Origin of the sequence: Pseudoalteromonas sp. 13-15 (assembly GCF_001468205.2) — a bacterium.
Classification (GTDB): Bacteria; Pseudomonadota; Gammaproteobacteria; order Enterobacterales; family Alteromonadaceae; genus Pseudoalteromonas; species Pseudoalteromonas marina.
In genome coordinates, this window is the sequence record NZ_CP019162.1 from 1,917,771 (window position 1) to 1,944,349 (window position 26,579).

The following is a 26,579-nucleotide window of genomic DNA, read 5'->3' on the forward strand; positions in this document are numbered from 1 at the left end:
TTATTTGTAACCATAAAAGTAGGTAATATGAGGCGTAACTTTACCCAATTGAGATTCTTGAGGATGGTTACTAACCTGAGCGCATACACCAAATACATCATCAAGCATGTGCTCAGTCAGTACCTCTGCAGGAGAGCCGGTATGCGTTATTTCTCCATTTTTAATGACGACAAGCTCATCACACATAGCGCTAGCCAAATTAAGATCATGAAACGAAGCAAATACTGTAACACCAAGAGACTTTGCCAGCTCCATAACCTGTATTTGATATTTAACATCAAGGTGGCTAGTGGGCTCATCCATAATTAACAGCTGAGGTTGCTGAACAATAGCACGTGCAATGAGTGCCCGCTGCTTTTCGCCCCCAGAGAGCGATTCAAAATTTTGATTTGTGTGCAGCTCAAGCCCTACCGTTTTTATAGCTAGAGTGATTTGTTGTTTTTCGCTTTGCGATGTTGAACTAAATAACGATTTATGAGGCGTTAGGCCAAGAGCCACAACATCAAATAACGACAAATTAAAATGCGATGGCGCCTCTTGTAAAACAACAGCAACGCACTTTGCATATTCATCACTTTTAAGCTGCCAAATATCATGGTTATTAAACTCTATAACCCCTTCATTAGGCTTATTAAAACGATATAAACAACGCAGTAAACTCGACTTACCTGCGCCATTAGGGCCAATTAAGCCCACAAATTTACCTTCGGGTATTTGCACATTAATGTGTTTGAGAATAGGTTTATTTGCTATTCCCCACGAGAGATTTTGAACGTTTAATATTGGTGCTTTAGTTTGCAATACTCTGTCCTAGACACGAGTACCCACTTGTAATGCAACCACCAAAAAGGAGTACATTAAAATTAGCATGAGTAGGCCCGCTCATTAAAAATTGATTTGTATCTGACTTAAAGCATAGCGCTAATTACAGTTGCGGGAACAGTTGAGGAATTGCACCTCATTCCAAATGAAGCTCTATTATGGGCGGGTAAGTAAATAATTTAAAGCAAAAAAAACCGCGCTAATTACAGCGCGGTTAAAAAGGGAGTGTTTTAACTCGTCGTTAAAACTTATATTCCATACCTAAACCTAAGTAATCTTGGTCTACGTTGTTGTCCATATCAAAGCTTGAGTAAAAGCCAAATACTTTAATGTTTTTGTTAAGCTTGTGATCAACACCCACTGAAATAGCTGTTTTATCATCGCTATCGTCAAAGTCCATTGCTTGGTACTGAACTTTAAACGTATTTTTACCCATGCTGTATGCTGCATTTAATAAGTAACCGTCACCTTCAGCTGAACCGTCTACTTTTTCTTGAGTTTGGTACATAGCACCGAGTTTAAAGTCTTCAACTTTACCTTGGATTGACGCACGTACAACATCGTAACCATTTACTTCGCTGTCAGCTGCAATTGAGGCATATACCGCACTCTTTTTAAGTGCTGAATCACCGTAAGTTACTGCCATTGAGTAACCGTTATCAGCATCTACATCATCCTCAGCAATAAAAGTAGCAAGTACTTTAAAACCTTCGTATGAGTTTGAAGTATATGTAATTGAATCACCTAAACGGTTTTCACCCTTGAATACGTTTTTAATATCGCCTTCAAGGTCATTAAATAAATCGAGTTTACCTTGCGCTTGTTTAAACGCCGTGTCGTTACGACCCACTACTACCTGACCAAACGAGCCTTTAACACCAACATATTGGTTACGCGCAGAAATATTATCGTCGTCGCCTTTTGAGTCTGCATCTGTTACATCAACTTGAAACTCAAACTTATAAACTGCTTCTAAGCCATCGGTAATTTTTTCTGAACCTTTAAGGCCAAAACGAGATGCATTACTTTTAATTTCAGTGAACGACCCTTCGCCGTCATCTGTAGACTGAACAGTCACATTTGCTTTACCGTAAACATCAACGTCAGCAAGTACATTAAAAGATAAACCACTTAGCAAAGCGACACATAAGCTCGATTTTACAAATTTCATGTTATTTCCTCGATAATCACAAAAGACTAATTTTTAAAACGACTGCAGTTTGTCACCACTAAATGACAGAAATATTACAAATGAAATATTTTTGACTTTTAAAGTTAATAAAACTGCATTATTTATGAAATCAAAAGGACATGAACATCAATCATACAAATATGTACCCACTTAAAACCCAATTACTAAGCATGTGCCTTAATGGTAGGTAGTAAATTTATGAGTGTTTCTATCAGTTCCTTTTGTTCGTTATCTCTATGGTAGGCTACAAATATATCTCTTGACGTATTTTCTACATTTTTTACATGAAATAATTCACCATTTTCTAAATGTTGCTCAACCAAAACATGTGGAATAAATGCGCTACCACCACATTGTAGTATTAAATCTAACGCAATTCGTCCGGTACTTGTTCTAAAGTAAGGAGGCGTTTTACCGGTAAACTGGCGTGCATGCCAAAGTGAAAATGTCGTTCCCCAGTCAACATACACGTACTGATTATCAAAAAAGTTTTCGTTTGTTGCAGTGTCATACCCACTTACAGGAATAATAGGCAGTTCACAAATACGCTCAACAACTAACTCATCTACTTTTGGTGGATCAAATAAAATGGCTAAATCAAGCGTGCGCTCAAGCAATAATCGCGTGCTTTCTTGCTGGGCTTTAACTTCAGCAACCAAAGAGACTCCAGGCATAGCCGACACAATATTAGTAATACCAAACTGCAAAAAGGCATCCCAAATATTAGGCGTCCCTGCCAAGCTAATTTGTTTATGCATATTATCAGCAAGGGCTACATCTACTTTGGCGCGCTGCATGCCTGTTATGATCATTTGCGCATGAGGCAACAACCGCTCACCAGGCGCTGTTAATTGAATATTATTACGCTGGCGAATAAATAAATTAACACCAAGCCCTTGCTCTAATTGACGAATACGAAAACTAACCGCCGACTGCGTTATATAGAGGTTCTCTGCGGCTTTACCGAAATGACGCGTGCGCACTACTTCAACAAATGTTTTTAATAAATCGATATCCACTTTTTTATCCTCACGATAAAAATAACTTGTTTAAAAAATTGCCAAACTTGCATCATACTCCAACTAATTAATAGGGTATGAGGATATAGCTATGAGCATTAACATTTCACTACTACGCCAAGCATTTGTTAGCCAACGTCAATTTTATGATGATCAAAATTTTCCACGTGGTTTTAGCCGCAGCGGAAATTTCACCTTATTAGAAGCCAGTATACTAGAACAACATGGCATTGTTTTAAAAGGTTTATATAGTAAAGCGATTGAACCACAAAATGAGTACCAAGAAAATTTTGTAGCTGTAGTAACTGGCTCACAAGAACCCACTAATCCGATTGAGCGAGCATGGCTGAAATACCTAAAGCTCACAACTTGTAAAACGAAGTTTCATACCTTATTTGGCCGCTCAAAAATATCGAGCCCTGCGCCAATAAATCATGAAAGTTTTTCAGAATCAGATAGCCTATAACACACTCAGCTATTTGCTTTTTGGCGCTTTTACGGTTACAAAGTGTATTAAGCAATTTTTTTGCATAATATAAACTGGGTGTTCCGTGAAGCGAAAAATATTAATAGTTGAAGATACACCTGCTATAGCGCTTGTGCAGAAACATATAGCGCTAAAAGTAGGCTACGAAGTAGATGTAGCAGAAACGTTAGCACAAACAAAAATACTAATTAGTCAAAATAATTACTTTTGCGCTGTTGTAGATTTTATTTTGCCTGATGCGCCTAATGGTGAGGCAGTACCGTGCACAATTAACGCAGAAATCCCTACCATTGTCATGACGGGTAGCATTGATAAAAGAACACGTGATACTGTTGAAAAATTCCCAATAATTGATTACATAATAAAAGAAAATAAACAAGCTTATCAATACCTTGAAAAACAACTTAAGCGTTTGCCTCGCAACGAAAGTGTAAAAGTATTAGTTGTTGATGATTCTATATCTACCCGCCACTATATTGTGAGCTTATTGCTACGTCATAAATACCAAGTATCTGAAGCTGAGGATGGCAAGCAAGCACTTGAAATGTTGGCAAAGTCACCCGACATCTCAGTGATCATCACTGATAACGAGATGCCCAACATGAATGGCGATGAGTTATGCAGTGAAATTCGCAGATTATACAATAACGACGAAAAAGCAATTATTGGTATTTCAGGCGCTGACTCGTCGGAGCTATCTACTTTATTTTTAAAAAATGGCGCAAATGACTACCTCCATAAACCCTTTAATAACGAAGAGTTTTATTGCAGGCTAAGCCAAAACGTCGACATGCTTCAACAAATAGCCACAATTAAGCGCCAAGCGAATACGGATTACCTTACTGACCTACCTAATCGTCGTTACTTTTTTGAGCAAGCAAATACGTCTTTAAAAGCGCTCAGCCTCAAAAAGGCAAACGGCTCACTGGCTATGATTGATATAGACCACTTTAAATCTATTAACGACACATATGGCCATGATGCAGGCGATCAGGTTTTAAAAGGACTGGCTATTTGCTTTAAAAAATACTTTGAAAAATATTTAGTCGCGCGTTTAGGTGGTGAAGAATTTGCCGTTTACTTTGCAGATGAAAACACCCCAGAAGCACTGAAGAGACTTGAAGGGTTTAGATATTTTGTAGAAAATAACAGCCAAGAGTTTAGTAAAGAAAAAATAAAACTGACTATTTCGATTGGCTTTTTTGGCGGGCCCGTTTATCAAATGGATACATTATTAAAACAGGCCGACCAAAAACTTTATGCGGCTAAAGAAGCTGGTCGCAACCAAGTAACTAGCTAAATAAATAGTTAAGCAACTTCGGCGGCTGTAATGGCCGCTTTTTTACGCTTACGTGATTGATGATAAGAATCCCAACTAAAGATAGCCAGAGCACTCCAAATACATGCAAAGGTAATAAGCCTTTCTGTATCAAATACCTCATCGTAAAACACCACAGCAAGTATAAACATTAAACTAGGCCCTATATATTGGAAAAAGCCTAGGGTTGTATATTGCAAGCGCTTAGCGGCACCTGTAAAGCAAAGCAGCGGCAATGTGGTAACAATACCAGCACTAATAAGAAGTAAATTAGTAAGCCAATCGTTATTTGGCAGGCTTGAAGTAGCAGAAGGTGCCATCATCCACCAATAAACCAACGCCACTGGTAGCAATATTAACGCCTCGAGCAAAATGCCCGGTAACGCCTCAACAGGAAGCTTTTTTCGTAACAGGCCATAAAGTGCAAACGATACCGCGAGTGAAAAAGCAACAACAGGGAACGAGCCAAAACTCACCAACTGTAATATCACACCCGAGAACGCAAGCCCAACAGCCACACCTTGAAATTTTCGGAGGCGTTCACCTAAAAAAAGCATGCCTAATAAAACATTTAACAGCGGATTTATGTAATAGCCTAAACTTGCATCGAGCATATGGTTATTGTTAATCGCCCATATAAATAATCCCCAGTTAAAACCAAGTAGCCCCGAGGTGACAACCAGCATTAACATCAGTTTGGGCTGTATTATAATGTGCTTAATTTTACGCCAGTACTTTAGAACACTCACCACTAAAATTAAAAATACGACTGACCACACAACACGATGCATTAATATTTCAAATGCAGTCACATGTTGTATTAACTTGAAGTAAATGGGAGCAAGACCCCACATAACAAAAGCAAGACAGGCAAATATTGCGCCTTTACGCTGCTCGGTAACAATTGGCATAGTAAACACTTAGTGATTTAAAAGGTCGCCAGTTTACTCGCCAAACAGGTTTTATCCAACTAAATACGTGCCCGTGCCAAAAGCGATTTGTACAGATTGCTCATTATGTAATTCCATTCGGCACACGCACACTTTATTACCTGAACGAATAAGCGTGGCACTGGCGGTAAACACATCCCCTTTTCCTGGGCGCAAATAATCGGTGCGTAAATCAATAGTGCCCAGTGTTGCTAATTTTTTTTGTACACTGTTCATATCTAAATCGGTCAGCTTATCTATCACACTCGCCGCTGCGAGCATACCACCGACGTTATCGAGCACCGCTGAAATAATCCCACCATGAAGAATTTTTTGGGCTGGGTTACCTATAAAAACATCCTGCCACGGGAATGTAATTTTAGCTTGTTCTGGGCTAAGTGATTCTACCGATATATTTAAAAATTGATTAAACGGCATACCATTTACGAATAGCGCCCCAACTTGTTCAATTAACATTTCTTTATTCATTATTATTCTCGGATATTAATAGGTACATCGAGTAAAACATACCTTGTTTAAAACTACGAGCGTAAAGCTAAAGACATCTTATAAAAAAAACACTAAAATACCCGCCAATGAATACATCTACACTACCTTCAAGCACCTTAGTGCGAAAACCCGAGACTGTCCTCAAACAAGTGTTTGGTTACAGCGAGTTTCGAGATGGCCAAAAAGCCGTTATTGATGCCGCTTTAAATGCTCAGGACACACTTGTTTTGCTACCCACTGGTGGCGGAAAATCTGTGTGTTATCAAATTCCGGCGTTAGTTCTTGAAGGGGTGACCATTGTTATCTCGCCACTTATTTCGCTTATGCAAGATCAAGTCGCGCAGCTTCAAGCTTTGGGTGTAAAAGCGGCATATGTTAATAACAGCCTAGCTCGCGAAGAACAGCAACGTGTTTATCAGCAACTTCACCAAGGGCTTATTAAACTATTGTATGTAGCCCCCGAAAAAGTATTACAACGTGATTTTTTAGAGCGATTATCGCATTTAAAAATAAGCTTATTTGCGATCGATGAAGCGCATTGTGTATCGCATTGGGGTCATGATTTTAGACCGCATTATTTTCGCTTAAACGAACTTAAGCAACGCTTTGCCCATGTGCCCATGATGGCCCTTACAGCGACGGCCGATAAAGCCACACGCTTTGATATTGTTGAACAGTTAAAACTTCAGCAGCCTTACATTCATACTGGCAGCTTTGATAGACCTAACATTCGTTACACCATAGAAGAAAAATTTAAACCTATGGTGCAACTATTACGCTACTTAAAAGAACAAAAAAACCAAAGTGGCATTATTTATTGCACTAGCCGAAAACGTGTTGACGACATAGCAGAAAAACTTGCCGACGCAGGCCTTAATGCAGCCGCTTACCATGCAGGTATGAGCAACGAACAACGCCAGTTTGTGCAAACAGGTTTTGCCCGTGACGATATTCAAATAGTGGTAGCAACCGTCGCTTTTGGTATGGGGATTAATAAACCCAATGTACGTTTTGTTTTGCACTACGACATTCCCAAAAGTATAGAAGCATACTATCAAGAAACAGGAAGAGCAGGACGCGATGGCTTAGCTGCCGAAGCAATTATGTACTTTGATCCTGCCGATATAGGCCGTGTAAGGCGCTTTTTTGAAGATATTGACGACGAGCAACGTCGCCGTGTAGAAGAGCAGCGCTTTAATGCCATGGCAAGCTTTGCTGAGGCACAAACGTGCCGCCGTCAGATACTACTTAACTACTTTAGTGAATACCAACGCGAGCAATGTGGTAACTGTGATATTTGCTTAAACCCACCAAAAAGCTTTGACGGTACGCTTGTTGCCCAACAAGCGCTTTCGTGTGTATACAGAGCTGAACAGCGATTTGGTTTAGGATACATTGTAGAGCTATTACGTGGCGCCAACACGAGTCGTATTCGCGATAACAATCATCACCAGTTGAGCACCTATGGTATTGGTAAAGACAGAAGCAGTGAGTTTTGGCTAAGTATTTTACGCCAATTAATCCACCAAGGATTACTAAGCCAAGATATAACACAAGGCGCCTCTTTGCGCTTAACCGAAGCCGCCCGCGCTATATTAAAAAGCGAATACGCGCTGCAATTAGCTGAGCCTCGCTTACAAGCAAAACACGTATATCAAGATAAACTAGCGCAATTTAATTATGATAAAAAACTATTTGCTCGCTTGCGTTCATTACGCAAAGAACTAGCCGATGCCGACGATGTGCCACCGTATGTGGTATTTAATGATAAAACGTTAGCCGAAATGGCGCAGCTAATGCCCACGAACGACAGTGAGTTTTTAAAAGTGTCAGGCGTTGGTTTTACCAAGTTAAACAAATACGGCGGTGCTTTTTTAACAGCAATTCGCAACTACTTAGCCACACAATAAGCCAATTATGAGCAAAATAGATTACGACCACACGCACCAATGCATCATCATTACCCCAACAGAGCCGCCACACGATGAAGACTTTGAGCTGTGGAGTACCTTATTCCTACATTCAGACGATATCGCTATTAGCGAGTATTCGGCGGGAGCGGATAGGCATCAGGTACGTTTTTCTTATAGCCAACAAGCGTTTAACCTAAATTACGAACACTACAGCCAAAGTATTTGGATTAACGGCGAAGGCCCAGAAGCTGAGCACTTATTAGCAACGCTGGCCTATTACTTAAGCTAAATTAATTATTTTGTTAACACCCATGCTTTTTACTTACAATTAAATAACAATGATGTAAGCTGATATCACGGTAGTCGTTTGCTACGCAGTAGATAAGAGGCTTAATGGTTAGTAATACGTGGTTTTCGCCCTATTGTGGTGGGTTAATTTGTCTTTTTTTATTAATGCCTTGCGCCTTTGCTGAGCAATTTCCTTCAAACATTGGTAGCTGTCCTCTTGAGTCATCAATAAATTTGAGCGAAGAAAAACTACGTCGCCAACTTAACGATGAAACAGTGCTTATTGCCGCAAAGCCTGACGCAAAAATTGCCACCATTACGCTTGAGCAACTCAACGTATTTAATACCCACCTTGAAGAAGAAAATAACGCATTGTTTAGGTTTGCTAACCGAGCACACATTCAAACTGAGCCTGAGGTAATTAAAAATTTACTACTTTTTAGCTCTGGCGACCTTTACGATGCCAAAAAACTTTCTGAATCAGAGCGTCTGCTGCGAAAAGAAAACTACCTATACGACGCACAAATTAGCGCAACAGAAAACTGTGATGGCGACATAGATGTAAAAGTAATTACCCGTGATTTATGGACACTCTTGCCAGAAATAAACTTTAGCCGCAGCGGAGGCGAAAATAAATCGAGCATTGGTTTTAGAGAATCAAACTTGCTTGGGTGGGGTAAAAGGTTGTCTTTTTCTCGTACAACCGATAGCGATCGTAGTGGCTATTTATTTGTATATGACGATCCTAATATTTTTTCTAGCCGTTACCGTGGTCGCGTAGAGTATGCCGATAACAGCGATGGTAAGCGTCATTTACTTGAGCTTACTTATCCATTTTATGCCATAGACACACCTTACAGCTACGGTATTTTAAGCTACTCAGAGCAGCGAGAAGAATCCTTATACCGGCGTGGTAAAGAAATTAGTGAATTTGATCAAACAACCGATCTCAATCGCATTTTTATTGGTCATTCTAAAGCATTAAGTAATAGCTGGACCCAGCGAATTAGCTTAGGTTATGTAGATGAGCAGCATACATTTACTGCTATTCAAACCACGTTTGAGCCTTTAGCTAAAGATAGAAGCTACAGTTATCCCTATATTAGCGGCCATTGGTTTGAAGATAATTTTATTAAGGTACGAAATTTTGACAGTATTTATCGCACTGAAGATTTAAACCTAGGCTGGAATGCACAAGCATTACTCGGTTACTCAGATGAGTCATTAAGTGATGACGATAGCCGCTTGGTGTATTCGCTTAATGTTAAAACAGCGCATTTTTCTGGCGATAATACGCTTTGGCGTTTTAGCACGAACCTAGAGGGATTTTGGAATAAAGAACAAAAACAACTCGAAAATTTTAAAGCGACCTCGCAAGTACAATATTATCTAAATACAAGTGTTGATCAGTCTTGGTATGTAAAAGGTCGCGTGCAATATGCAAAAAACCTAACAGCCGACCAACAGCTTACCTTAGGTGGCGAGACAGGCCTGCGTGGTTACCCTATGGATTACCAACATGGCGACCGTAGCTTTTTAGTGAGCCTAGAAAAACGCTACTACTGGGAGTACGATTTGCTACAACTATTTAAAGTAGGTGGCGCAGGCTTTATAGATATTGGTAGGGCATGGTTTAATGACCAAACAAATGGTGAAAATAATCATGTTCTCAAAAATGTAGGCGTTGGTTTGCGCCTAGCACCAAGTAGAGCAAATGCAGGAACTATGATCCACCTTGATATAGCCGCCCCCATAGATAGCGCCGACGATGTCGACTCTGTACAGTGGCTTGTCAGTGTAAAAAAATCTTTTTAAATAGCTACTTAGCACCAAAATAACACGCTAAACTAAGGCCTTTAAGCTAGTTAAGGCTCATCTAACACGTTGCTTTATTTACTACTTTTAATTGTCACATAACTGCAAAAGGCGCTATTTTGGAATTTTTAGATGTTTTAGAATTACTCACCAATCAATATAAACTCATAGTCACCATTATTGCCTTGTTACTGTTTCCAGTGCTTTTAAAGCTAACTAAAAAGCTGCTTGAAAAAGCCATTAAAGGTAAAGTTGATTTGCACCGTAAATACCGCGCAGAGTTACTTCTTAAAATTATTCTTGCCTTTGTCATGTTATGTTTAGTGCTGGTATTTTGGGGTATTGAACTAAGAGGATTATTGGTTCTAGGCTCGTCACTATTTGCAATGTTAGGTGTAGCGCTATTTGCAGCATGGTCATTATTAAGTAACCTGACCGCGTTTTTATTAATGTTTATTCAAAACGACTGCCGTGTTGGCTTTTGGGTACGCATTATCGATGGCGCAAATCATATTGAAGGGCGAATTGTCGAAATGGGCTTAATGAATGTCGTACTTGAACATATTGATGGGCACCGCGTCATCTACCCTAATAACTTATTTGTTACCCGCCCTGTTTTGGTTTTAAACGCAGAACCTAAACCATCAAAAGCACCTGCTGTTAAACGTATTATAGGCCCTAAAAAAACATAAATTTTCATATAAAAAAAGCCGCTTTAATGATTAAAGCGGCTTTTTACTAATTGCTTAAGTATTAGTTATTTAGCTCTGCAGTTTTTAGCTCATCTTCTAAATCATTTATTCCATCAATAAATGTTTCTAGCTGCTGCTCAACCACGCTATTGTCGTTTGCAAAGTAAGCAATGTGGAATACAGCATCGCCTTCATTTACTAATGGCATAGTTTGCTGACCTATAATAATCCCACTTCGTGGCGCACGCAGTTCTAGCTCAGAATCACCAAGTGGACTACTTATAAAAGCCAGTACTTGCCCTTTTGTAACACGCTCTCCTAACGAAACTTGAGCGCGCACAATACCATCTACTTCAGCACGCACCCAACTTGTTGAACGCGCAATGATAGGCTCAGGTATTTTTTTAGGGCGTTTACCACGCATCATTTTTAAATGACGCATTACATAATCAACACCTTGTACACCTGCGGCTATTGCTATCGGATCAAAACGAAGCGCTTCACCCGCTTCGTAAGTAATAACCGGTATGCCTAAATTCGCCGCTTCACTTCTTAATGAACCATTACGCAATGACGCATCTATTACTGCTGGTGTGCCAAAGGCTTTGGCCATCTGCGCCGTAGCTTCATCCGCCAAATTTGCACGTATTTGTGGCAAGTTTGTTCGGTGTATAGCCCCAGTATGTAAGTCAATAATATGTGTGCAATGCACTGCAACTTGATTGAAAAACATATACGCCATACGACCCGCTAGCGACCCTCTTTCAGAACCTGGAAAACTGCGGTTCATGTCACGACGGTCGGGTAAATAGCGCGACTTATGAATAAAACCAAACACGTTAACAATGGGTACAGCGATAAGCGTGCCACGTAGCTGGCTTGGATCTATTTTAGCCAGTAATTGACGTACAACTTCTACCCCATTTAATTCATCACCATGAATAGCGGCACATACCATCAGTACAGGGCCTTCCATTACGCCATTAACAACCTCTATAGGTATGTTAAGGGGTGAGTGGGTGTAAAGCTTTGCAGCTTCTAAAGCTAACGTTTTGCGTTCACCAACACCAATGCTTTCACCTAATAAAGTGAAAGGACGGTTAATTTTAACCTTTGCCACGAGTTGCGGTTCCTTTGATTGAGGCATTTTTTTCGATGAAATCAATCACCATGCCCGCAATGTCTTTACCAGTTGCTATTTCTATACCTTCAAGACCTGGTGATGAGTTAACCTCCATCACTAAAGGCCCACGAGATGAGCGAAGTAAATCTACACCCGCTACATTTAAGCCCATAGCTTTTGCTGCAGCAACGGCGGTTTTACGCTCTTCAGGCGTAATACGAACTAGTGTAGCGCTACCACCACGGTGAAGGTTTGAACGGAACTCACCTTCTTGCGCTTGGCGCTTCATCGCTGCAATTACTTTATCGCCTAACACAAAACAGCGAATATCCGCACCACCCGCTTCTTTAATGTATTCCTGAACCATAATATTGGCTTTTAAGCCCATGAAAGCTTCGATTACACTTTCAGCAGCTTTGCGCGTTTCAGCAAGTACAACACCAATACCTTGTGTGCCCTCTAGTAATTTAATCACAACCGGTGCACCACCAACCATTTCGAGTAAATCTTTCACGTCATCAGGCTTGCTCGCAAACCCCGTTACAGGCATGCCTACACCCTTGCGTGATAATAACTGTAACGAACGTAATTTATCGCGTGAACGAGAAATAGCCACAGATTCGTTTACTGGGTATACCCCCATCATTTCAAACTGGCGTAAAACGGCACAGCCATAAAATGTTACCGATGCGCCAATACGCGGCACAATGGCATCGAAATCTTTTAAGTTTTCACCGCGATAGTGAATTTCAGGCTGTTCAGAGTTTATATTCATGTACGAGCGAAGTGCGTCTATCACTTTCACTTCGTGCCCACGAGCCTCTGCAGCCTCGATTAAACGACGTGTTGAATATAGCTTTCTGTTACGAGATAAAATACCGATTTTCATAGTTAAAACCTTAACTAAATTTTACAGCATTAGTGCTTAATAGCTGCTTTTTATGCAACTTAAGCCCAACACTTTTTATAATAAATGAGATAAAGCCGTGTCAACAATGACACGATTCTCCATGGCTGTTCGACCTAGCAACATTCTAAACTTCATGGTTGCACGGCTTGTGAGGGTGACTTCAATAGGCCAGCTATGTTCACCCGCATGTAATGTTGTTTCTATAAAATAACGCAGCTGTTTTTCACCACTGGAACTGGTTACGTATTTCATTTTTTTCACTTTAGCATTACAAGTAATTTGAGTTTCTTCGTCATCTTGTAACGGTTGAGCTGTAAATTTAACCCACTTTTCGCCATCAACTTCATATTCTTCAATGTTAATTGCATGAATACATGAAGTGCGTGCACCAGTGTCAACTTTAGCCTTGATCCGCTCAATACCAAGCTCAGGTAAACTTAACCACTCACGCCAACCTATTGTTATTTTTGTCGTCATAAATGTGCCCTTAGTAAAAAAGAGGTTTATACGCTACGGGTGAAAAAACACCAACGAAATAAATTTATCTAGTCGATGAGTAAATTAAATTGATCTTTTAAGGTAACTCATCACACAATGCGCGCCTTGCTGAGCATAAAATTAAATCAGCACTATGACTCTACTTAAATTGAATATGTTTTAACTTATTAAAAGTAAATATGTTTTGGGTATGTAGATACACTATAGTTTACAGTATTAAAAATACACTCTTTTGAGATCTTATTATGATTAATGGTTTGCTTCATGCCCTAGTGCTTGATGAAAAAGGCGGTACACGTGCTGTTAAAAGCAGCGAAGACCTTCACAACTGGCAACCTGAGCAAGGTAAATTATGGGTCCATATGGATTACAGCCAAACCGACGTAGTCAACTGGCTCAAACACTGTGAGCTTTTAACCGATTATGAGCTAGAGTCATTTACGGCGGATGAAACACGCCCACGTATCACGCAGTCTGCAAATGGACACATGCTGTTTTTGCGCGGTGTAAACTTAAACCCAGCGCAAAGCCCCGAGGACATGGTGTCGGTACGTTTATTTATTAACGAAAATATAGTCATCACTTCTCGCAAGCGTCGCCTTTTATCTATTGACGATGTACTTAACTCGTTAAAAGACAATAAAGGCCCGTGCTCTATATCAGAGCTTGTGTGTGCTATTACACAAAAACTGACTTCACGCATGCAAAGTGTTATTAACTCTTTAGATGAAACACTTGATGGCTTTGAAGAAGAAATAGACGAGCCAAGTAAGCGTTTTGACAACCAAGCGCTATCGCAGTTACGCCGCCAAACTATTGCGCTTAAGCGTTATTTAAAGCCTCAAAAAGAGGCGCTCACTACAATGGTAAACGGTCATTATGAGTGGCTTTTAGATGACGATAAGGCAAAGCTAAACGAAACCACTAACTTACTTATTCGCTACCTTGAAGAATTAGACAGCTCAATAGAGCGTGCACAAATTATTCAACAAACAGTTACTAACCATGTTTCTGAGCAGTTAAACCAACGTATGTATGTGATGTCAGTAGTGGCAGCCTTGTTTTTACCTTTAGGCTTTTTAACTGGTTTGCTTGGCGTTAACGTAGGCGGTATACCTGGAACAGACAACCCTTACGCATTTACGCTATTTATTGTATTTTTAGTGATACTTACCGGTGGTATTGGCGTGTATTTTAAAAATAAAAAATGGCTCTAAAAGTATTAAGTAATCTATCTTGAGGCTGAAAAATCATGTCATGACAGGGCAAATGTTTAGTTATTCTAAATACCTAAGTTTAAACCATGGCCTCCCAGATTTAGCCCTTCAAGTTTATTAAGTATTGATATGAACCTGATATAGCAATCAATTAAAAACTAAAAAGGCGCGCATTATTAAATGCTCGCCTTTTTTATTTTTCATACTTGAGTCGCTAATTACTCTTGAAAGTAAGTGCCCCAACCGTCGTACTCAACGTCGCATTCAACAGCAAGTGCTGCTAGTTTATCAACGTCTTCCATAATGACGTCTACGTCTAGCTCAGCTTCTACTACTATGTCGAAGCTCCAAATTTTGCTGCCGTCTTCAAGCTCAAGCTCTGCTGGCTCTTCAACATCGTAGCCTAATTTAAAAGCAGCCAATGCGGCTTGCTCTAGTTTAGGGAAGTCTTCACACACAAAGTGGTGTTCTACTTCATAAAGTATTTCAGGATCTGATCCATCTTCAAGTAGTGAACTTACGATGTCTTCACTTATTTCGCGCCAGTTTTCCATTATTTCTCTCTCACTTGAGCATCTAATTCGTTTATTTTAGCAGCCATAACAGTATGTACGTTTTGAGCGTGCTCTCGCGCACTTATACTTTTATCAAGTGATATAGGCGCTAACATTTCGATGTAAATTGTACCATTATCCCAACGATTTAGCTTAATGGTTTTATGCGTTGTATTCATACACACGGGAACCACTGGCACGTCCGCACTCATCGCGGTATGAAAAGCACCTGTTTTAAAAGGTAATAAACCGCGCCCATAGCTTCGTGTACCTTCTGCAAATACCCATATAGATAGCCCATTTTTCTTAATTTTTTCAGCTGCTTTTGAAATAGTACCAGCCGCTTTTGAACGATTCGCTCTATCTATTAAAATATTGCCCGACAGCCAATAAAGTTGACCAAAAAATGGGATCCACTTTAGGCTCTTTTTACCAAGGCTTACACAGTTTTTTGGTACCATTGCTGGTACTGTAAATAAATCATAACTATTTTGATGATTTGCAACGTACACTGCAGGGCCAATATTTTCGGCATCTTGATGGCGTGTCAGCACTAATTTAACACCGATCATTTTGGCCATAGAACCAAACCAGCCTGCAATTATGTGAACATTATTTGGGTGAAAAGGCCTGACTAATGAAAGTAATAAACCAAAAATACAACTCAACAATATAAACATAAACATAATAAAAACACGTATTACAGCTAACAAACTCGTTCTCCAAATCAATTGTGTGCGGTGCGCATGTCATTACGCACTATGACACTATTATAACGTTATTTTGTGACACAGACGAGACAATAGCGAACAACTGTACGCTGAAATAGAGTCAATGCTAAAATTAATTGCTTAACACATAACAATAAAATGGTAAAAATTGGGCTCTACAAACAAAAACGGCCTGCAATTGCAGGCCGTAATACGTGAGCTCAACGCTTATGATTCATCTGCTGTACTTTCAACAGGCTCTTCATCTTGAGGCGTTAGCTCAACAACGGCTTCATCAACACGCTGCAAGCCTCGCGGTAACTTATTCCCACGACGACCTCGTTCACCATGATAATGCTCTAAATCTGTTGGTTTAAGGGTTAGCTTGCGTTTACCTGCATGCAATGTAACGCTACTTCCTAGAGGGACAACAGCCAGTACTTTTACAAACTCTTCACGAGCCTGTACCTTTGCACCAGGGATAGAAATAATTTTATTACCCTTACCTTTACCTAGTTTAGGTAAATCGCGTAGTGGGAATAAAAGCATGCGTCCTTCGTTAGAAATAGCCATACAGTAATCGCTAGCTACATCGCTCACTCTAATTGGTTTGAGTAAAATACCGCCTTTAGGCACACTCACTAACGCTTTACCGTTTTTGTTTTTACTCACAAGATCTTTAAAATCAGTGATAAAACCGTAACCCGCGTCCGATGCCATTAGTAATACTTGGCTATCTTCAGCCATAACAACGTGCTCAAAATTTGCACCTGTTGTTAAGTTAAAACGCCCAGTCATTGGCTCGCCTTGGCTACGTGCCGACGGTAAACTGTGTGCATCAGTTGCAAATGCACGCCCTGCTGAATCTAAAAATACGGCGGGCTGATTACTCTTACCGCGAGCTGAAGCTCTGTAGGCATCGCCTGAGCGGTAACTTAACCCTTCTGCATCCAAGTCATGGCCTTTACCAACGCGTGCCCACCCTTTGTCTGAAAGAACAACAGTCACTGATTCCGATGGAATTAAATCTTTTTCGTTTAAAGCTTTCGCTTCCGAGCGCTCGATAACAGGAGAACGACGATCGTCGCCATACATTTCTGCCGCTTCTTGAATTTCTTTTTTAAGCAACGTTGACATACGGCGGTCAGAACCAAGCGTGAGTTCTAATTTATCACGCTCTTTAGCAAGCTCGTCTTGCTCACCACGAATTTTAAACTCTTCAAGTTTAGCTAAATGGCGGAGTTTTAACTCTAAAATAGCTTCTGCTTGTATATCGGTTAAATCAAAGCGCTGCATTAAAATAGGCTTTGGCTTATCTTCACTGCGAATAATTTCAATCACTTCATCAATATTTAAGAATGCTGCTAATAAGCCTTCTAAAATATGTAAGCGCGCCAGTACTTTATCTAAACGATACTGCAAACGACGACGAACAGTCTCGCGCCTAAATATGAGCCACTCACTTAAAATACTACGCAAATCTTTAACCTGCGGACGACCATCTAGCCCCAGCATATTTAAGTTTACGCGGTAGTTTTTTTCTAAATCGGTGGTCGCAAACAAGTGAGCCATTAATGGCTCTGCTTTAATACGATTAGAGCGCGGTATAATCACTATACGTGTTGGGTTTTCGTGATCTGACTCGTCACGTAAATCAGCAATCATAGGCAGTTTTTTTGCGTTCATTTGCGCTGCAATTTGCTCAAGTACCTTACCGCCTGAACATTGATGCGGAAGCGCGGTGATCACAATATCGCCTTGCTCTTCACTATACACCGCACGCATTTTAATTGAGCCTCGGCCGGTTTTATATATTTTATGAATATCGGCTTTTGGGGTAATTATTTCGGCATCGGTTGGGTAGTCAGGTGCGTGTACTAGCTCTAATAATTCATCAAGCTCTGTCTTTGGTTTGTCGAGTAATAAACAACATGCACTGGCTACTTCTCTCACGTTATGAGGCGGAATATCAGTTGCCATACCAACAGCAATACCGGTAATGCCATTAAGTAAAATATGCGGTAAGCGTGAGGGCAATACAACTGGTTCGTCTAGTGTACCATCAAAGTTTGGTGTCCAATCTACCGTGCCTTGGCCAAGCTCTTTAAGCAGTACTTCAGAAAACTTAGATAAACGCGCTTCAGTATAACGCATTGCAGCAAATGATTTAGGATCATCAGCAGCCCCCCAGTTTCCTTGGCCGTCGACAAGTGGATAGCGATACGAAAACGGTTGCGCCATAAGTACCATGGCTTCGTAACAAGCACTATCGCCATGAGGGTGATATTTACCGAGTACGTCACCCACGGTACGGGCTGACTTTTTATATTTAGCTGCGGCCGATAAACCTAATTCGCTCATCGCGTAAATAATACGACGCTGCACTGGTTTTAAGCCATCACCAACATGTGGCAAAGCACGATCCATGATCACGTACATGGAATAGTTTAAATAGGCGTCTTCAGTAAAGCGCCCCATTGTTTGTTGCTCTATTCCTTGCATTAGCAAGGTATCTGTATCACTCATTAAAGCTTACCTAGTTTTTCTTATAGCTTACGCGGTAGATTACATTGGCGTAATCGTCACTTACTAACAGACTGCCGTCACCTAACTCTGCAAATGCAACTGGGCGTCCAAATGTTGTTTCGTCTTTCATAAAGCCGGTAATAAACGGCGTGTATTTAGTCACACGGCCTTGCTCTATTGTGGCTATAGCTACTTTGTAGCCTGCTTTTTTACTACGATTCCATGAGCCATGTTCAGCAACAAATAACTGCTCTTTGTAGCTTGCTGGGAATTGTTTTGCGTTGTAAAAATGAATACCTAATGGTGCCACATGGGCAGGCAATGCGAGCGCAGGAGACGTGTAATCAGCAATATTTTTTCCTTTACCAAATTCAGGATCACTAATCGCACCGGCATGAATATAAGGGAACCCAAAGTGCTCCCCTTCTTTACTTACGCGGTTTATTTCATCTGGTGGAATATCATCGCCCATCATGTCGCGGCCATTATCACTAAACCACAAAGCCTGAGTGCTTGGGTGAAAATCAAAACCAACGGTATTTCGAACGCCCTGCGCTATTGTTTTAATTTGCTTGGTTTCTACGTTTAGTGAAAAAATACGACCAAAGCGCTCGTCTTCGGCGCAAATATTACACGGTACACCTACAGGAATAAGCAATTCGCCTGTGGGTGTGAAGCGTAAAAACTTCCAGCCATGGTGGCGCTCTGAAGGCAATGCGTTGTAGATCACATCAAACTTTGGGTCTTTTAATTGGGTGTCTATATTTTTAAAGCGAATAATACGATGCACTTCACCTACGTATAAATCACCCTCTTTAATAGCCAGCCCTGAGGGCATATTTAAACCCTCTGCAATCACAATTTTTTTATCGGCTACGCCATCGCTATTATGATCGATAAGCGCATACACATTACCTGCTTTGCGCGAGCCTGCGTAAACAATGCCTTTTTTTGATACTGCAATTTGGCGCGCATTTTCAACATCGTCTGCAAATAAACTAAGTTCAAAACCAGGCGCAACACTAAGCTTGTCTAGTATGTTTTTAGCCATTGCAGGCGCACTTATTAAACTCAGTAACAATATACTTGCTAGTAGTTTATTCATTTCTATCTCCTAGTGGCCAACACGCATCATTATACTTGTGCCTTGTTACCATGATCTTCTAACCATTGGCGCCTGTCTGGCGAACGCTTTTTAGCAAGTAACATATCCATCATTTCCATGGTTTGAACTTCTTCATCAAGTGTTAGCTGAACTAAACGTCTTGTATTTGGATCCATGGTGGTTTCGCGAAGTTGCAGTGGGTTCATTTCACCCAATCCTTTAAATCGCTGTACGTTTACTTTACCGCGCTTTTTTTCTGCTTCAATACGGGCCAAAATACTGGTTTTTTCATCTTCATCTAGGGCGTAAAATACCTCTTTACCAATATCTATTCTAAATAATGGTGGCATTGCTACGTATACATGACCTGTTTTTACTAACTGCGGAAAGTGTCGAACAAACAAAGCACATAACAGTGTGGCAATGTGAAGACCATCGGAGTCAGCATCGGCCAATATACAAATTTTATTGTAGCGTAGCCCGCTCATGTCGGCTGAATCCGGATCGATCCCTAAAGCCACCGAAATATCATGTACCTCTTGCGATGCTAATATTTGCCCTGACTCAACTTCCCACGTATTTAAAATTTTACCACGCAGCGGCATTATTGCTTGAAACTCACGATCTCGCGCTTGCTTAGCCGAGCCACCAGCAGAGTCACCCTCTACTAAAAACAGTTCAGTACGGTCGTTATCTGCTGCACTACAGTCGGTAAGTTTACCCGGTAATGCAGGTCCCGCTGTAACGCGTTTTCGCACTACTTTTTTAGCGGCTTTTAAACGACTTTGTGCGTTTGATATACACAGCTCAGCTAACAACTCGGCTGTATCTGTATGTTCATTTAACCAAAGGCTAAATGCATCTTTTACAACACCCGAAACAAGTGCCGCACAAGTGCGTGAAGACAGTTTTTCTTTTGTTTGGCCGGCAAACTGAGGGTCTTGCATTTTAACCGAAAGCACATAACTACAGCGCTCCCATATATCGTCTGGGGTAAGTTTTACACCACGAGGTAATAGGTTTCTAAATTCACAAAACTCGCGCATAGCTTCAAGTAAGCCTTGGCGTAAACCATTAACATGTGTACCGCCTTGCGCAGTGGGGATTAGGTTTACATAGCTTTCAGCTATCGATTCACCGCCCTCTGGCAGCCATACCACAGCCCAATCAACACCTTCAATAGCGCTTTTAAACTCACCTACAAATGGGTCTTGTGGCAGCGTTTCGAAACCTTTAACCGCTTCAATTAAATAATCTTTTAAGCCGGTTTCGTAAAACCATTCTTGCGTTTCTTTTGTTTGTTTATTAACAAATTTAATACGCAAACCAGGACAAAGTACCGCTTTGGCTTTTAATAAATGATTAAGCTTGGTAATAGAGTAATTAGCAGAGTCAAAATAGCTGGCATCGGCCCAAAAGCGCACGGTAGTCCCGGTGTTACGTTTACCGACAGTGCCTATAACGTTTAAATCTTCAACTTTATCACCGTTTTCAAAGGCCATTCTGTATTGCTGCGCATCACGGCGAACTGTTACTTCTACACGTGTAGATAATGCATTTACAACTGAAATACCTACCCCGTGTAAACCACCTGAAAACTGATAGTTTTTGTTTGAGAATTTACCACCGGCATGCAGCTTAGTAAAAATAAGCTCTATACCTGGAATACCTTCCTCTGGGTGAATATCTATGGGCATACCACGACCATCATCACTGACTTCAAGCGAGTTATCTTCGTGTAGAATTACGTCAATCTTAGTTGCATGGCCCGCCATAGCTTCATCGACACTGTTATCGATTACTTCTTGGCCTAAATGATTTGGGCGCACAGTATCGGTGTACATCCCGGGGCGTCTTTTTACCGGATCTAATCCATTAAGTACTTCAATGGCTTCGGCGTTATAATTTTGATCACTCATAGTTTTTATCTTTATATGCGCTAAGGCTATGCTTAACTAGTTTTACGTGATTTTAAGAAAATCTACAATACTTGCAAAGGTTTGTTCAAAGCCAAGATAGCTATGATCGCCACCAAACTCGACCCTTTGCTTACATTGCGAATAATAGTTTACTGCGTGTTGAAAATTTAACACTTCATCGCCTGTTTGCTGTAATAAATACAGTAATTCAGGGTGCTTTAGGTCATCAACAGCCAACGCTTTTAAAGCCGCTATGTGGCTGCTATTCAATTCATAATGATAATCTTGATACGGATTATAATTTAAACCAAGCAACGGCTTTAATAAAGTGTATGGCGCAACCGCGGGATTTATAACCACAGCAGGAATTTGATAACGCTGCGATAAATACGTGGCAAAAAATCCGCCTAATGAGCTTCCTAATAAAACAGTATTAGGTGTAAGTAATTGCTCAAGCGCTATGATGGCTTGTATGGGCTCATGGTTTAGGCGCGGTACACAATAGTCAACGTCATAGTGTGCCATAAGCTCGCCAAAGCGCACAGCTTTATATGATTTATCTGAGCTATTAAAACCATGAATATAGATTACCCGTTTAGCCATACTACTTCCATATCTGTGCTTATATTCTCTTTATTCGTGCTTACACATATTAGCCTGTATGCTGGCCCATGGTCTTGCTGTATCCATTCGGGGCTGTGTTTTTTAAACTGCACTGAGCTGGCTGGGGTCGCGTAAATGGGAAGCGCTCTAAACGTTTGCATGTATTCGTTATGCACATGACCATGAAACAAGCCGAAAACGTTTTCGCTATTAACTAATATATTAAGTAATTGCGGCCCGTTTTCGAGCATGTGTTTGTCTAGGTAGCCATCAATGGGGAGTGGGTTATGGTGACAAAACATAATTTTGGAACTCGCCGAAGCAAACAGCCGTTCGGTAATTTCATTCAAATGCGTGCCTGTTACCCACCCTGCAGGCGTTGGCCCTTTAGAATTAATAAGAAGTAACTCAACGCCATTTGCCACTATATGTTTAGCGCGATTTATTTGCCCACCACTCATTCGGTTAAGCTGGGCAATATCATCATGGTTACCTGGAACCCAAAAAACAGGGCATCTTAAATCACTTTGGTTAATCAGCTCACTAAATAAAAAATAGGACTCTGCGCTATGATCTTGTGTAAGGTCGCCGCCAAATATTACAAAGTCAAGGGATTGCTTAGCCATATGAGCCAGCGCCTGTTCAAAGTAATTCGCCGTATTTACGCCAAAGTACTCACCTGCTTTATTTGAGAATAAATGACAATCGGTAATATGTGCTATGCGTAGCGACGACTTATCAATGAGGTAAGGTTCATCAAACCAAGCCATTATTTACATCCCAATTCAGCGTTGCTTGTCCGTGTTCTACACAGGCTACAAGCCAGTCGTATAAAAATGCATTAAGTTGATATTTTTCATCTTTTTGGTGCATTTTTGGATTAGGGTAACCATAAGAAGGCTTAATACGCTGATGGTAATCGTGATGGATAATTTCAGCCACTTTAGCATCGTGATACAACCTCACAGTTAAATAAAGCGGTGCAATCCCCTTTACCATGCCGCTTAGCTGCTTAATAGAAATATCCATAGTGTATTTTGCACTGCCATCAACCTTAGTCGCAAACTCACTGTTCCCCAACTTCACTTCTCGGCTGCAGCCAATCGCTCGTTCAGCCGGTAACAATTTTAAAAGTCGTAAGTAATTGTGCTCACAAAGCGTTAAATACTTTGGGAGGTTTTGGATATATCTATTTGTTGCTAATTGTACTGTCAAAATACCACCATTATACTGTGAGCCAATTTGTGGCTATGAAGAAGAGTCTGTCCACTTGTGTTTCATTTTTTCATGGTTAAGCGCAAGCCACTGCATGCAAATAACGGTTGCAGCATTATCCATTTCACCATTGTTGAGGCGAGTTAGCGCATCATCAACGCTGAGTACATGAGTTTTTATATCTTCACCTTCGGTTTCAAGGCCATACACACCAGACTCAACGTCACTTAAATCGGCTCGTGCAAGATATAAATGTAACCGCTCTGTTGTACCACCAGGGCTTGAAAGGTACGAAAGCATAAATTCAAGCTCTGTTAAATTAAGCCCAGCTTCTTCGTACGCTTCTTTCTTTACGACCGATTCATAATCGTCACTGCCGTCAGTCATTCCAGCAATACATTCTAGTAGCCAAGGTGAATGTTTGCTTTTAATAGCCCCTATACGTATTTGTTCTATTAAAAGCACAGTGTCTGATATGGGGTCGTAAGGCAACACAGCAATGGCGTCTCCACGCTCTAAAATCTCGCGACTAATAAGTTCTGATTTACCGCCCGCAAACAAGGCATGTTCAAACTGATACAAATCAACCTGAAAAAAGCCTTTATACAAATTTTTGACCGGCTTTACGCTGACATCTTTATGCGTAAACTGAACAAGTTTTTTATCTGGCACGTAAGCATCCTCTACTTATTAAAAACTTTGAAGTACGTTAATATATTCTGTTACATTTCGACGCACTGTTTTACTCTTTTTATTTTTAGTTATTACGTAAAACAGGTTACCATGGTTTTAGTATAAAAATTGTCTAAGGACCGAACAACACATGAAAAAGAACATTCTTGCGGCGCTAGTTAGTTTATCATGCGCATTAGGCACAACAGCAGCAAACGCTGAAGATTTACTACAAGTTTTTGAAATTGCAACGGCCAACGATCCTACCGTTTTAAAAGCAAAAGCCCAAGCAGATGCACAATCTTACCAAGCAGATACTGCAATGGCTGCATTATTGCCGCAAATTGGTTTAACAATGGGTTACACAAAAAGTGACTCAACCTCTTTTGAAAGTGTGGATGAAAAAGTTGAAAGCGACTCTAATCAATTCACCCGTGGTCTTAGCTTAAGCCAAACCTTATTCGACTTAGGCGCATGGAACTCGTTAGACATTGCAGACAAACAAGCGTTGCAAGCAAATGCTCAATACGACTCGGCTAAACAAAACTTAATTGTTCGTGTTGCTGAAGGCTACTTTAACGTTTTAAGTGCGATTGATAACCTTGAATTTATTAAAACGGAAAAACGCGCCATCGAACGCCAGCTTGAACAAACTAAACAACGTTATGCTGTTGGTTTAACGGCAATTACCGATGTACACGAAGCACAAGCACAGTTCGACAACTCTGTTGCACAAGAAATTATTGCTAATAACTCAGTAGAAACAGCGCGTGAGCAACTACGAGAAATTACGGGTAAATACCACGCTAAGTTAGACTTTTTAAATACAGAGACATTTTCTACAACTAAGCCAGCTCGAGACTCTAGCGACTTTTTAAATATTGCTAAAGATAAAAATATTAGCTTGCAAGTTGCTAAAGTAACCGTAGATATAGCCCAAGATCAAATTAAACTGGCAAGAGCGGGCCACTATCCAAAGCTAACCCTAAGCGCAAGTTATGGCGACTCTTTAACAGACGCAGACAGAGATGGTACAAGCCTAACTAGACAACCTCGTGCAGACTCAACCTCGGTAGGCCTTAACTTTAGCCTGCCTTTATACTCTGGGGGTGCAACAGTTGCAGCTACTGATCAAGCACGTGCATTTTACGTGGCAGCTAGCCAAGATTACGAAGCCAATTACCGCGCAATTACCCGCACGGTTATTACCTCTTACAATCAAGTAGTGTCTGACATTGCAACTTACAAAGCGTTAGAGCAAGCTGTTGTTTCTGCCCAAAGTGCTTTAAAAGCAACAGAGGCAGGTTTTGAGGTTGGTACGCGTACAATTGTTGATGTACTTGTAAGCACACAAAACCTATACAATGCTAAACGTAACCTTGCTGATGTACGTTATCGTTATGTCCTGTCTACTCTGCGCTTAAAGCAAGCGGCGGGTACACTAACAAGCAAAGACCTAGTAGCTATAAACCAGGGTTTAAAAGCAGTCTAAGCAGTCAAAAAACACATACAAAGCCAGCTACATGCTGGCTTTTTGTATTTTACAGCGCTTAGCGTTAAACTAGCGTTTTTAATTTTAGAGCAATTTTTGTGGTCACCTCATCTCCTTTTAAAGCATCTTTTTTAGGCCCTCGATACTGGCTAACGTGGATTGGCGTTTTTTTCTTATACCTAATTTCTTGGCTTCCGCAAAAACTTCAATTAGCCCTGGGCAAACTACTTGGCCGTTTAGTTCATAAATACATGAAACGCCGCCGACACATTGCCGAAGTAAATATTAAACGCTGCTTTCCTGATATGAGCGACGAAGATCAAAAAGCATTGGTGCTAAAAAATATGGAAAACACTGGCATTGCGATGGTTGAAACCGGAATGGCATGGTGGTGGCCGCAGTGGCGAGCGAAAAAAGCTTTAGGGTCTTTAAAAGGGCTTGAACACTTCGAACGAGTGCAACAATCTGGAAAAGGCGTACTGTTACTAGTACCTCATGTTTTACACCTTGAAATGGCAGGCCGATTAATGGGGTTGGGCTGTATGGGTATCGGTTTTTACCGCCCGCACAACAACCCACTAATGGAGTACTTTACAACTAATGGTCGCCTTCGCTCTAATGAATACTTGGTCGGTAAAAAAGACGTAAAAGGCTTACTAAAAGCCTTAAAAAATAAAAAAGTGTGCTACTACCTACCCGATCAAGACTACGGCCGTAACCGCTGTGAATTCGTCCCTTTTTATGCAGTGCAAGATACCGCAACTACAACAGGTACACTGATGTTTGCTGGCAGTAAAAATTGCGAAACTATGAGTTTGATTACCCGCCGAGACGAAAGTGGAAAGTACCATTTAGAAATTGTTCCAGAGCTTGAAAACTTCCCAAGCGGTGATGACAAAGCCGATGTCACGCGTGTTAATCAACGCATGGAATTATCAATTAATGCCGCACCAGAACAATACATGTGGCTACATCGCCGTTTTAAAACGCGACCAGATAAAAATACTCCTTCATTTTACAATTAGTAATGGTATAACAATAACAGGAACA

The 26,579-nt window shown here is 40.7% G+C and carries 26 protein-coding genes and 1 riboswitch; of the genes, 9 read left to right on the forward strand and 17 right to left on the reverse strand.

The window, feature by feature from the left end:
• The 3 genes from ATS72_RS08935 to ATS72_RS08945 all read right to left on the reverse strand — a co-directional run bounded on the left by ATS72_RS08935 (position 1) and on the right by ATS72_RS08945 (position 3,033).
• Complete coding sequence (locus ATS72_RS08935; protein WP_058429722.1) at positions 1 to 801, reverse strand: ABC transporter ATP-binding protein; 801 nt, start codon at positions 799 to 801, stop codon at positions 1 to 3.
• A 76-nt stretch (positions 802 to 877) separates the two neighbouring features.
• Positions 878 to 1,016: riboswitch (cobalamin riboswitch) on the reverse strand.
• Between the two features lie 47 nt (positions 1,017 to 1,063).
• Complete coding sequence (locus tag ATS72_RS08940) at positions 1,064 to 1,993, reverse strand: porin (RefSeq protein ID WP_039038258.1); 930 nt, start codon at positions 1,991 to 1,993, stop codon at positions 1,064 to 1,066.
• A gap of 185 nt (positions 1,994 to 2,178) precedes the next feature.
• A complete protein-coding gene (locus ATS72_RS08945) occupies positions 2,179 to 3,033 on the reverse strand; it encodes a LysR family transcriptional regulator (RefSeq protein WP_008128976.1) in 855 nt (284 codons plus the stop codon).
• Positions 3,034 to 3,124: 91 nt separating this feature from the next.
• Here ATS72_RS08945 and ATS72_RS08950 point away from each other — a divergent pair, with 91 nt between their 5' ends.
• Both ATS72_RS08950 and ATS72_RS08955 read left to right on the forward strand, forming a co-directional pair.
• On the forward strand, positions 3,125 to 3,499 hold the full coding sequence (locus ATS72_RS08950) for a DUF413 domain-containing protein (RefSeq protein ID WP_058429721.1): 375 nt from the start codon (positions 3,125 to 3,127) through the stop codon (positions 3,497 to 3,499).
• Between the two features lie 85 nt (positions 3,500 to 3,584).
• A complete protein-coding gene (locus ATS72_RS08955; protein WP_058429720.1) occupies positions 3,585 to 4,820 on the forward strand; it encodes a diguanylate cyclase in 1,236 nt (411 codons plus the stop codon).
• Positions 4,821 to 4,828: 8 nt separating this feature from the next.
• Here ATS72_RS08955 and rarD read toward each other — a convergent pair whose 3' ends face one another.
• Together rarD and ATS72_RS08965 are read right to left on the reverse strand one after the other, a co-directional pair.
• Complete coding sequence (gene rarD, locus ATS72_RS08960; protein ID WP_058429719.1) at positions 4,829 to 5,749, reverse strand: EamA family transporter RarD; 921 nt, start codon at positions 5,747 to 5,749, stop codon at positions 4,829 to 4,831.
• 51 nt (positions 5,750 to 5,800) lie between these two features.
• A complete protein-coding gene (locus tag ATS72_RS08965; protein ID WP_006793162.1) occupies positions 5,801 to 6,256 on the reverse strand; it encodes a thioesterase family protein in 456 nt (151 codons plus the stop codon).
• A gap of 107 nt (positions 6,257 to 6,363) precedes the next feature.
• Here ATS72_RS08965 and recQ point away from each other — a divergent pair, with 107 nt between their 5' ends.
• The 4 genes from recQ (at position 6,364) to ATS72_RS08985 (ending at position 10,985) form a co-directional block, all read left to right on the forward strand.
• A complete protein-coding gene (gene recQ, locus ATS72_RS08970; protein WP_008128967.1) occupies positions 6,364 to 8,187 on the forward strand; it encodes a DNA helicase RecQ in 1,824 nt (607 codons plus the stop codon).
• A 7-nt stretch (positions 8,188 to 8,194) separates the two neighbouring features.
• The gene (locus ATS72_RS08975) at positions 8,195 to 8,479 is read left to right on the forward strand and encodes a DUF3630 family protein (protein ID WP_058429718.1); all 285 of its coding nucleotides are present in this window, start codon (positions 8,195 to 8,197) and stop codon (positions 8,477 to 8,479) included.
• 164 nt (positions 8,480 to 8,643) lie between these two features.
• Complete coding sequence (locus ATS72_RS08980) at positions 8,644 to 10,293, forward strand: ShlB/FhaC/HecB family hemolysin secretion/activation protein (protein WP_425320031.1); 1,650 nt, start codon at positions 8,644 to 8,646, stop codon at positions 10,291 to 10,293.
• A 119-nt stretch (positions 10,294 to 10,412) separates the two neighbouring features.
• Positions 10,413 to 10,985, forward strand: a complete 573-nt coding sequence (locus ATS72_RS08985; RefSeq protein ID WP_058429716.1) for a mechanosensitive ion channel domain-containing protein — start codon at positions 10,413 to 10,415, stop codon at positions 10,983 to 10,985.
• 61 nt (positions 10,986 to 11,046) lie between these two features.
• On the opposite strand, the gene ATS72_RS08990 is transcribed toward ATS72_RS08985, so the two are convergent.
• From ATS72_RS08990 to ATS72_RS09000, 3 genes are all read right to left on the reverse strand, one after another.
• Entirely contained in the window at positions 11,047 to 12,105 is a 1,059-nt protein-coding gene (locus ATS72_RS08990; protein ID WP_006793167.1) for a succinylglutamate desuccinylase/aspartoacylase family protein, read from the reverse strand.
• Complete coding sequence (gene rimK / locus ATS72_RS08995; protein ID WP_006793168.1) at positions 12,092 to 12,997, reverse strand: 30S ribosomal protein S6--L-glutamate ligase; 906 nt, start codon at positions 12,995 to 12,997, stop codon at positions 12,092 to 12,094. Before rimK ends, ATS72_RS08990 begins: the two co-directional genes overlap by 14 nt.
• A 75-nt stretch (positions 12,998 to 13,072) precedes the next feature.
• A complete protein-coding gene (locus tag ATS72_RS09000; protein ID WP_006793169.1) occupies positions 13,073 to 13,495 on the reverse strand; it encodes an ATP-dependent zinc protease family protein in 423 nt (140 codons plus the stop codon).
• A 266-nt stretch (positions 13,496 to 13,761) separates the two neighbouring features.
• On the opposite strand from ATS72_RS09000, the gene ATS72_RS09005 reads away from it, so the two are divergent.
• Positions 13,762 to 14,733: a zinc transporter ZntB gene (locus ATS72_RS09005; protein WP_010556568.1), complete on the forward strand. Its 972-nt coding sequence runs from the start codon at positions 13,762 to 13,764 to the stop codon at positions 14,731 to 14,733.
• A 218-nt stretch (positions 14,734 to 14,951) separates the two neighbouring features.
• Here ATS72_RS09005 and rraB read toward each other — a convergent pair whose 3' ends face one another.
• From rraB to ATS72_RS09050, 9 genes are all read right to left on the reverse strand, one after another.
• Positions 14,952 to 15,287: a ribonuclease E inhibitor RraB gene (gene rraB / locus ATS72_RS09010; protein ID WP_006793171.1), complete on the reverse strand. Its 336-nt coding sequence runs from the start codon at positions 15,285 to 15,287 to the stop codon at positions 14,952 to 14,954.
• Positions 15,287 to 16,000: a 1-acylglycerol-3-phosphate O-acyltransferase gene (locus ATS72_RS09015; protein ID WP_006793172.1), complete on the reverse strand. Its 714-nt coding sequence runs from the start codon at positions 15,998 to 16,000 to the stop codon at positions 15,287 to 15,289. Before ATS72_RS09015 ends, rraB begins: the two co-directional genes overlap by 1 nt.
• Before the next feature lie 225 nt (positions 16,001 to 16,225).
• Positions 16,226 to 18,523 carry a DNA topoisomerase IV subunit A gene (gene parC / locus ATS72_RS09020; RefSeq protein WP_058429715.1) on the reverse strand — a complete coding sequence of 766 codons (2,298 nt, stop codon included), beginning with the start codon at positions 18,521 to 18,523 and terminating at the stop codon, positions 16,226 to 16,228.
• Positions 18,524 to 18,533: 10 nt separating this feature from the next.
• A complete protein-coding gene (locus ATS72_RS09025; RefSeq protein WP_058429714.1) occupies positions 18,534 to 19,628 on the reverse strand; it encodes a PQQ-dependent sugar dehydrogenase in 1,095 nt (364 codons plus the stop codon).
• Between the two features lie 29 nt (positions 19,629 to 19,657).
• A complete protein-coding gene (gene parE, locus ATS72_RS09030) occupies positions 19,658 to 21,547 on the reverse strand; it encodes a DNA topoisomerase IV subunit B (protein ID WP_010556570.1) in 1,890 nt (629 codons plus the stop codon).
• Positions 21,548 to 21,589: 42 nt separating this feature from the next.
• Positions 21,590 to 22,150, reverse strand: coding sequence for a YqiA/YcfP family alpha/beta fold hydrolase (locus ATS72_RS09035; RefSeq protein WP_058429713.1), 561 nt, complete (start codon positions 22,148 to 22,150; stop codon positions 21,590 to 21,592).
• Positions 22,135 to 22,920 carry a metallophosphoesterase gene (locus ATS72_RS09040; protein ID WP_058429712.1) on the reverse strand — a complete coding sequence of 262 codons (786 nt, stop codon included), beginning with the start codon at positions 22,918 to 22,920 and terminating at the stop codon, positions 22,135 to 22,137. The genes ATS72_RS09035 and ATS72_RS09040 overlap by 16 nt, the downstream gene beginning before the upstream one ends.
• Positions 22,907 to 23,365: a DUF1249 domain-containing protein gene (locus ATS72_RS09045; protein WP_058429711.1), complete on the reverse strand. Its 459-nt coding sequence runs from the start codon at positions 23,363 to 23,365 to the stop codon at positions 22,907 to 22,909. The genes ATS72_RS09040 and ATS72_RS09045 overlap by 14 nt, the downstream gene beginning before the upstream one ends.
• Positions 23,366 to 23,398: 33 nt before the next feature.
• On the reverse strand, positions 23,399 to 24,037 hold the full coding sequence (locus ATS72_RS09050) for an NUDIX domain-containing protein (RefSeq protein ID WP_008110587.1): 639 nt from the start codon (positions 24,035 to 24,037) through the stop codon (positions 23,399 to 23,401).
• A 151-nt stretch (positions 24,038 to 24,188) separates the two neighbouring features.
• Here ATS72_RS09050 and tolC point away from each other — a divergent pair, with 151 nt between their 5' ends.
• Both tolC and lpxL read left to right on the forward strand, forming a co-directional pair.
• Positions 24,189 to 25,529 carry an outer membrane channel protein TolC gene (gene tolC, locus ATS72_RS09055; protein WP_058429710.1) on the forward strand — a complete coding sequence of 447 codons (1,341 nt, stop codon included), beginning with the start codon at positions 24,189 to 24,191 and terminating at the stop codon, positions 25,527 to 25,529.
• Between the two features lie 98 nt (positions 25,530 to 25,627).
• Positions 25,628 to 26,554 (forward strand): LpxL/LpxP family Kdo(2)-lipid IV(A) lauroyl/palmitoleoyl acyltransferase, encoded by a 927-nt coding sequence (gene lpxL, locus ATS72_RS09060; protein ID WP_058429709.1) that lies wholly within the window; start codon positions 25,628 to 25,630, stop codon positions 26,552 to 26,554.
• Positions 26,555 to 26,579: the final 25 nt, after the last annotated feature.